Source organism: Mesorhizobium sp. M2A.F.Ca.ET.039.01.1.1, assembly GCF_003998035.1.
Taxonomy (GTDB): domain Bacteria; phylum Pseudomonadota; class Alphaproteobacteria; order Rhizobiales; family Rhizobiaceae; genus Mesorhizobium.
Genome location: NZ_RZRY01000021.1, coordinates 21330 through 28192, shown reverse-complemented (window position 1 = coordinate 28192; position 6863 = coordinate 21330). Strand labels below are relative to the sequence as shown.

Below are 6863 nucleotides of genomic sequence, written 5' to 3'. Positions count from 1 at the left end.
GGCCGGATGCGGCCCGAGAGCAGGCTGACGAAAGTCGTCTTGCCGGCGCCGTTCGGGCCAATGACGGCGCGGATCTCGCCCGGCATCAGCGCGAAGTCGACGCCGTCGACGGCGCGCAGGCCACCGAACTGGCGCGAAAGACCCTTGGTGGTGAGCAACGGCATCATGGCAGCCACCCCAGCCAGCGCTCGCGGATGCTGCCCATGATGCCCTTTGGGGCAAACAGGACGAGCAGGATGAGCGCGACGCCGACGATCAGCAGATAGGCCGAGGTGAAGCCGCTGGTGATGTCGGTGACATAGTACATGAACAGGGTGCCGATGAGCGGCCCGAGCGTGGTCGCGGCGCCGCCAAGCAGCACCCAGAGCAGCGGCAGGATCGAATACTGGATCGACGCGAAATTCGATCCGACATAGCCGAACAGCAGCGCATAGGTGGCGCCAGACGCGGCGCAGATGGCGCCGGAGGCGACGACAGCGATGAGCTTGTTGGCGACCGTGTCATAGCCAAGCATCTTCGTGCGCTCTTCGTTTTCTCGGATGGCGACCAGCACACGGCCGAAGCGGGAGCGGACAAGGGCGAGCGCGATGAGCAGCACGACCGAGAGCAGCGCCAGCGCGCCCATGTAGCGCACCGTCGGGTTGGTCAGGTCGAGGGATGCGCCGCCGATCGAAATCACCCGCGATGCCTGCTGGATGACCAGCCCCTGGTCGCCGCCGGTCCAGGCGGCGAAATAGAGGATGAGCAGATAGAAGACCTGAGCGAACATCATGGTGACGATCATGAACGCCACGCCCGAGGTGCGCAGCGCCAGCAGGCCGATAACCAGGGCGAGCAGCGCGCCACAGGCGACGCCGGCGACGAAGGCTTCCGGCACGCCCCAGCCGATATGGTAGACGGTCAGGCCCGCGCCATAGAGGCCGGCCGAGAAGAACATGGCGTGGCCGAGGCTGAGCAGGCCGACATAGCCGAAGAGCAGATTGTAGCCCATGGCGAAGACCGCCAGTACCATGATTCGAGCAAACAGACCCTGATGGTAATCCGGCAGGACGAAGTTCAGCGCGAACAAAAGCGCGATGACGCCGATATGCAGGGCATAGGTCTTTGCCGGCGAAGCATCCCTCATCGCGGCGCGGTTCCGAACAGGCCTTGCGGGCGGAACACCAGCACCATGGCGACCACCAGCGTGGCGATGATCTTGGCGAGCGTCGGCGAGAAGAACATCGAGATGATGCCGTCGGAGAGGCCGATCAGGACGGCAGCGACCACGGTTCCGCGGAGCGATCCCAGGCCACCGATGATGACGACGATGAAGGACAGAAGCAGCGGGTCCTGTCCCATCAGATAATGCGCCTGGCTGATCGGCACGATCAGCACCGCGGCGATCGCCGCCAGCATGGCGCCTATGGCGAAGACGCCGGCATAGACGCGCTCGACAGGAATGCCGAAGGCCTGCGCCGTCTCGCGATCATATTGGGTGGCGCGCATGATCAGGCCGATCTTCGTGCGCGTCAGCACCAGCCAGGTGATCACGAGCAGGAAAGCGGAAGCGGCGACCACCGAGAGCTTGTAGCCGGAATAGCCGAACCAGGGCAGAAGGATGCGGTAGCTGAAAGGCGGCTCGACCGGGCGCGCCTCTGGACCGTAGAAGGTGAGCGCCAGCTGCTGGATGATGTAGAGCATGCCGATGGTGGCGACGATGGTGCTTTCGGGATTGTAGTTCAGCCGCCGCAGCACCAGCCATTCGGCGAGGAATGCGACCAGCCCAACGAGCAAGGGCGCGACCACGAGTGCTGCGACGAAGCCTACCGCCGGATGGCCGGAAATCGCCGTCGAGACCGCCCAGGCGAGCACCGCGCCCAGCATGAAGAACTCGCCGTGAGCGACATTGACGATGCGCATGACGCCGAACACCAGCGACAGGCCGAGCGCCGTCAGCGCCAGCACGGCGGAGGTGACCAGGCCTTCAAGGGCGGCGAGGAGGAGGTGGGGTCCGAAATGCATGGATTATTTGCCAACGGAGGCGCGAGACCCCCCTCTCTGCCCTGCCGGGCAGGGGGGAGATTGGCAGTTCCTGCGAAGGCGCCCACCTGCCGGCCTGAGCGATTGGCGAAAGCGGAAATAACAGCTGATCTCCCCCCTTGAGGGGAAGATGTCCGGCAGGACAGAGAGGGGGGCCTGGGCGCTCACGCTGGTTGGAATGAACCTACAGCGCCTGCGTCGTGTAATCCCCTTCCGGCTCGTAGAGGCCGTCCTCGATCTTGGTCTTGTGCACGACCTTGAGCTTGCCGCCTTCGACCTTGGAGATGTTCTGGATGCCGAAACACTGGTGGATCTTGCCGTTGAAGGTCTTCGGGCCCTGCGGATGTTCCGGTCCCTCGGCGAATTCCTTCAGCGCCTCGGTCGCCTCGACCAGCTTGGCGCGGTCCTCCGGTCCCTTGTAGCCGGCATCTTCCATCGCCTTCTTGACCACGTAGAGCGTTTCCCAGCAGCCGAACATGTGCGAGGCGGTGGAGATGTCCTTGGGATCGCCGACCGCGGCGCCATTGTCGTCGATGCCGACGGCGGCGCGATAGGCTTTCTGCGCGGCGGAATCATCGGGCTGCGCGTAGCGCGGCGAGCCTTCCCAGAAATGGCTGCCGTCGAGGAATTCGAGGCCGGGGCTGTTGATGTCGACGGCCTCGAGCGAATCCATGAAGCCGAAAAGCTGCGGCCTTTGCGAACCGTAGAACTCGCCGAGCTCCTTGACGAAGGTGAGCACCGCAGGGCCGACCATGACGTGGTAGATCACCTCGGTCTCGGCCGGGATCTGCGGGAAGTATTTGGTGAAGGACGATTCCGTCGGCGGGATGGCGATCTGGGCGATGACGTCGGCGCCTTGCGCCTTCAGCGCCGGCGGCAGGTAGTCGCGATGGTCGTAGCCGAAGGCAAAGTCGGGGAAGATCTGCGTCACCTTCTTGCCGGCGTTCGCCGCGATCCACGGCGCCATGGACTGGATCTGGCTCTTCACGTCGGTGATGCCGGGCTGGAAGACGTAGCGGTTGAGTTTGGTCGAGGCGACGTGATGGCCTTCGCTGACCACGAAATAGGGGATCTTGTTCTCGCCGGCGGCGGGCGCCGAGCCGATCACCACATGCGAGAACAAGGTGCCGAAGACGATATCGGTCTTGTGCTGCTTGGCGAATTTGTTGACCACCTCGGCGCCGCGCGCCGGATCGGTGCCGTCGTCCTCGATCACCAGCTCGACCTTGCGGCCGCTGATGCCGCCGGCGTCGTTGATCGCCTTGACGGCGGCAGCACTTGTCTTCTCGTACCAGCGGCCATAGGCGGCCCCGATGCCGGTGCGATGCGACTGGAAGCCGATCTTGATCGGCGCCGAGCTCTGCGCCTGGCTGTAGCGGACGAAGCCGGGCGCCAGCGCAAGGCCCGCGCCGGCGGCGATGCCCTTCAGCGCGGTGCGGCGCGACAGCGTCGTCTTGGAGAGATCGAAAAATCCGTTCTTGTCAGCCATGTCGGTTCCCCTGTTTTTTCAGTCTTGACCAGCGATAAGGCGGCTAATCCATCCCGTTCCGAAGGATGGAAAAATTGCATGTGTACAAACTAAATCACCAAAGCTTTGGCCTGGCAAGCGAGCTTTACCCGACGGCATCGTTGGCACGCTTTGTGTCATCCGGCGGTCGGCGTGGCAAGCAACCAAAGGCCGAAGATCGTGTAGGCGATCATCAGCAAGGTGAGTGGCAATTGACTGAGCGCTGCGCGCGACGGCTGCCGATGGAGACGCCAGGCAAGGCCATGCGCGACGAGCACGGCCAGCACATGGCCGCCGATGATGACACCGGCCTGCAGATTCCAGAGCCACCGGGCCGACTCGGCGCCGGCGACAATGCCCGCCTCGACCATCCTGTCGGCGGTGCCGAAGAGATTCCAGCCGAGCGCGAAAGGATCGGAGAGCGCGACCAGCGCGTACTGGCCGTCGACCAGCAGCACCGCGAGGTAGTGCGCGATGTGATAGGCAAGCGCGATCGGCACGATCGACCAGACCAGCAGGCCGGCCGCCTCGCCGAAAGAATGTTTGTCGCCGGGGAGGAGCTGGCCGAGAAAGACGGCCAGGGCGAACACCGCCGCCAGCAAGACGAAGGTGAGCACCACGCCAAAACTGCCGATGCCGATCAGCGCGGTGCGGCCGGGATATTCCAGCGGATTGACACCGAACAGGCCGAGCCAGAAGAAGGTTTTCGACAGGCCGTCGAAGGACACCGACGACAGCGCCAGCAGGAGGAAAGCCGTGCCGCTTGGCGGCAGTGGCTCCGCGGCGAGCAATTTGGCGCCCGGCCAGCAGAGTTTCAGCCGGCCTTCGTCACGCTCGAATGGCGCGAAGCGGGCGACCATCGAGAAGAAGACGCTCAGGAATTCGCCGCGCTTGCTCCAGGAGCCGTAGCCGAAGATGAGCATGGCGATGAAGCTCGCCAGCCAGTAGAGGCCGGCAGCAAAGGCGAGGCGGGCCGGATCGTCGGGGGCGGGATCGATCAGCTCGAACCAGGCGAAGGCTAAGAACAGCACGAAGGCCGGCCAGTAGCCGAGCCAGTTGGGCAGGCGCGATCGGTTTGCATCGTCCGCAGGAAGGCCGAAGACGCGAGAGGCGACACGCCACGGCCCGTACCATGGGTTGAGCCATACCCAGAGATCGCCGAGCAAGCCCTGCAGCAGCGTGAAGCCTGCCCAGAGCAGCGTCCAGATCAGCAGCGGCAGCGGGTTGGAGAGCGGATCGCGGCTGCCGAGAAAGCCGGCGGCGACGAGAAGTATGAAGCCGGCAAAGGAAATCAAGCTGAAGAGGGTGCGCGGAGCATCGCCGAAGGTGAGCATGGGCAAGCGCCGGCGCCAGAAGCGGTCGAGGGCGGCGGGCGGCAGCAGCGCCAGGACGAGGAAGCTGACGGCCACGGCCAGCGCGCCGCCGGCGATGTAGTAGCCGGTCGGGAGAAGCAGGACGTGACCGCGATCGGAGGCGTGGGCGAATGCGGGGGTGGGGAGAGCAGCGAGGAAAGCGAGAGAGAAGGCTAACCTGCGGCGACGGCGTTCTACGGCCCCCCTCTCTGTCCTGCCGGACATCTCCCCCTCAAGGGGGGAGATTAGCAGTTTCAGCGCCGGTTCTTCCTTCGCAACGTCGAAGGTTGGCGAAAGCGGAGACACAAGCTTAATCTCCCCCCTTGAGGGGGAGATGTCCGGCAGGACAGAGAGGGGGGCGAAGGAACTCGACCTATCCAGCCTCGCAGGACCGCTCGACGATGCCACAGGGAGCCGCCCTCTACACCTTCACCAACTGCTCCACCCTGCCCTTCTCGCCAAAGATGCGCAGATACCGCTTGATTTCCTTCTCATCCCCTGTCGCCTTGGCGGGATTGTCCGACAGCTTCACCGCCGGCCGTCCATTGGCTTCCGTCACCTTGCAGACCAGCGAGATCGCGTCGAGGCTGTCAGTCTCCGTCGGGGCGCAGCCTTCGAAATCATTGGTGAGGTTGGTGCCCCAGCCGAAGGACATGCGCACCTTGCCGCGGAAGTGCCTGTAGGTCTCCTCAATGGTCTCGACCTCAAGGCCGTCGGAGAAGATCAGCAGCTTCTGCTTGGGGTCCTTGCCCCTCTTGCGCCACCAGTCGATGATCTTCTCGCCGCCCTCGATCGGCGGCGCGCTGTCAGGGCGGAAGCCGGTCCAGTCGGCGACCCAGTCCGGCGCCTCGCGCAGGAAGGAGTCCGTGCCGAAGGCGTCGGGCAGCACGATCAGGAGATTGCCGCCATAATAGCGCTGCCAGTCCTGCAGCACCTTGTAGGGCGACTGCCGCAACTCCTCCTCGGAGTTGGCAAGAGCCCCAAACACCATCGGCAGTTCATGGGCGTTGGTACCCAAAGCCTCGAGGTCGTTGTCCATGGCCAGAAGCACGTTGGAGGTGCCGGTGAAGGCATCACCGATGCCTTCCTTCAACGCCTCGACGCACCAACGCTGCCAAAGGAAAGAGTGACGGCGTCTTGTGCCGAAGTCGGAAATGCGGATGCCAGGCAGCGCCTTCAGCCGCTCGGTCTTGGCCCACATCTTGGCCTTGGCGCGAGCATAGAGCACATCGAGCGCGAAGGGGCCGAAGGAACGCATCGCCGCGCGGGAACGCAGCTCGTTGATGATGGCCAAAGCCGGGATTTCCCAGAGCGTGGTGTACATCCAGGGGCCGGGGAAGGAGAGCACGTACTGGCCGTCGCGCCGGGACAGCTCGTAGGCGGGCAAGCGGAAATCCTCTAGCCATGCGAGGAATTCCGGCTCGAAGATCTGTTTGCGGCCGTAAAAAGTGTTGCCGCCCAGCCAGATCATCTCCTTTTTCGAAAAGCGAAGCGTGCGGGCATGGTCGAGCTGCTCGCGCAATTCTCCTTCGTCGATCTCGTCGGCCAAGCGCACCGAGGTCGTGCGGTTGATCAAGGTGAAGGTGGCGTCGACCTTGGGATACATGCCCCAGATCATCTGCAGCATCAGAAGCTTGTAGAAATCGGTGTCCAGCAGGCTGCGGACGATCGGGTCCAGCTTCCAGGTGTGGTTGTAGACGCGCCGCGCTATGTCAGTCTTTGCCATGCTTCCTCACCCATGAAGCACGACGCACTCAAACGCGGGCGCCAAGCTTCAAGTCCTTGTTCGAGCAACTCCGCTTGGAAGACCGTCGCGCGGTTTTCCTGGAATGCCTCAGCCAACTGCCTCTTAGCATTGTATTTTCGAACGCGCTCCCCGCTTTGCAAGCTGGCCCGACAAAAAGCGGCTATGCAAGTCCAGCCGTCAGGACAGGGCCCTGGCGCATTTCCACCGTTTCACGGAAACGGCGAAATGCTCCAGT

At 63.8% G+C, this 6863-nt stretch carries 6 protein-coding genes; all 6 read right to left on the bottom strand.

The features are described 5' to 3' along the window. Positions 1-167, bottom strand: a 167-nt coding sequence (locus tag EOA24_RS03875) for an ATP-binding cassette domain-containing protein (RefSeq protein ID WP_127409592.1), incomplete at its 3' end; no start/stop codon positions are given. Beyond that, positions 164-1126: a branched-chain amino acid ABC transporter permease gene (locus tag EOA24_RS03870; protein ID WP_126079977.1), complete on the bottom strand. Its 963-nt coding sequence runs from the start codon at positions 1124-1126 to the stop codon at positions 164-166. The genes EOA24_RS03870 and EOA24_RS03875, both read right to left, overlap by 4 nt. After that, positions 1123-2004, bottom strand: a complete 882-nt coding sequence (locus tag EOA24_RS03865) for a branched-chain amino acid ABC transporter permease (RefSeq protein WP_126079978.1) — start codon at positions 2002-2004, stop codon at positions 1123-1125. Before EOA24_RS03865 ends, EOA24_RS03870 begins: the two co-directional genes overlap by 4 nt. A gap of 202 nt (positions 2005-2206) precedes the next feature. Continuing rightward, on the bottom strand, positions 2207-3511 hold the full coding sequence (locus EOA24_RS03855; protein WP_126079979.1) for an ABC transporter substrate-binding protein: 1305 nt from the start codon (positions 3509-3511) through the stop codon (positions 2207-2209). 155 nt (positions 3512-3666) lie between these two features. Next, positions 3667-5106, bottom strand: a complete 1440-nt coding sequence (locus tag EOA24_RS03850; RefSeq protein ID WP_126079980.1) for a hypothetical protein — start codon at positions 5104-5106, stop codon at positions 3667-3669. A 196-nt stretch (positions 5107-5302) separates the two neighbouring features. After that, the gene (pncB, locus tag EOA24_RS03845) at positions 5303-6607 is read right to left on the bottom strand and encodes a nicotinate phosphoribosyltransferase (RefSeq protein WP_126079981.1); all 1305 of its coding nucleotides are present in this window, start codon (positions 6605-6607) and stop codon (positions 5303-5305) included. Positions 6608-6863: the final 256 nt, after the last annotated feature.

What these genes read in the sequence shown, in the direction of transcription:
- EOA24_RS03870 (WP_126079977.1), bottom strand. Translation starts at nt 1,126, where the DNA reads ATGAGGGATGCTTCGCCGGCAAAGACCTATGCCCTGCATATCGGCGTC.
- pncB (WP_126079981.1), bottom strand. Translation starts at nt 6,607, where the DNA reads ATGGCAAAGACTGACATAGCGCGGCGCGTCTACAACCACACCTGGAAG.
- EOA24_RS03865 (WP_126079978.1), bottom strand. Translation starts at nt 2,004, where the DNA reads ATGCATTTCGGACCCCACCTCCTCCTCGCCGCCCTTGAAGGCCTGGTC.
- EOA24_RS03850 (WP_126079980.1), bottom strand. Translation starts at nt 5,106, where the DNA reads ATGTCCGGCAGGACAGAGAGGGGGGCCGTAGAACGCCGTCGCCGCAGG.
- EOA24_RS03855 (WP_126079979.1), bottom strand. Translation starts at nt 3,511, where the DNA reads ATGGCTGACAAGAACGGATTTTTCGATCTCTCCAAGACGACGCTGTCG.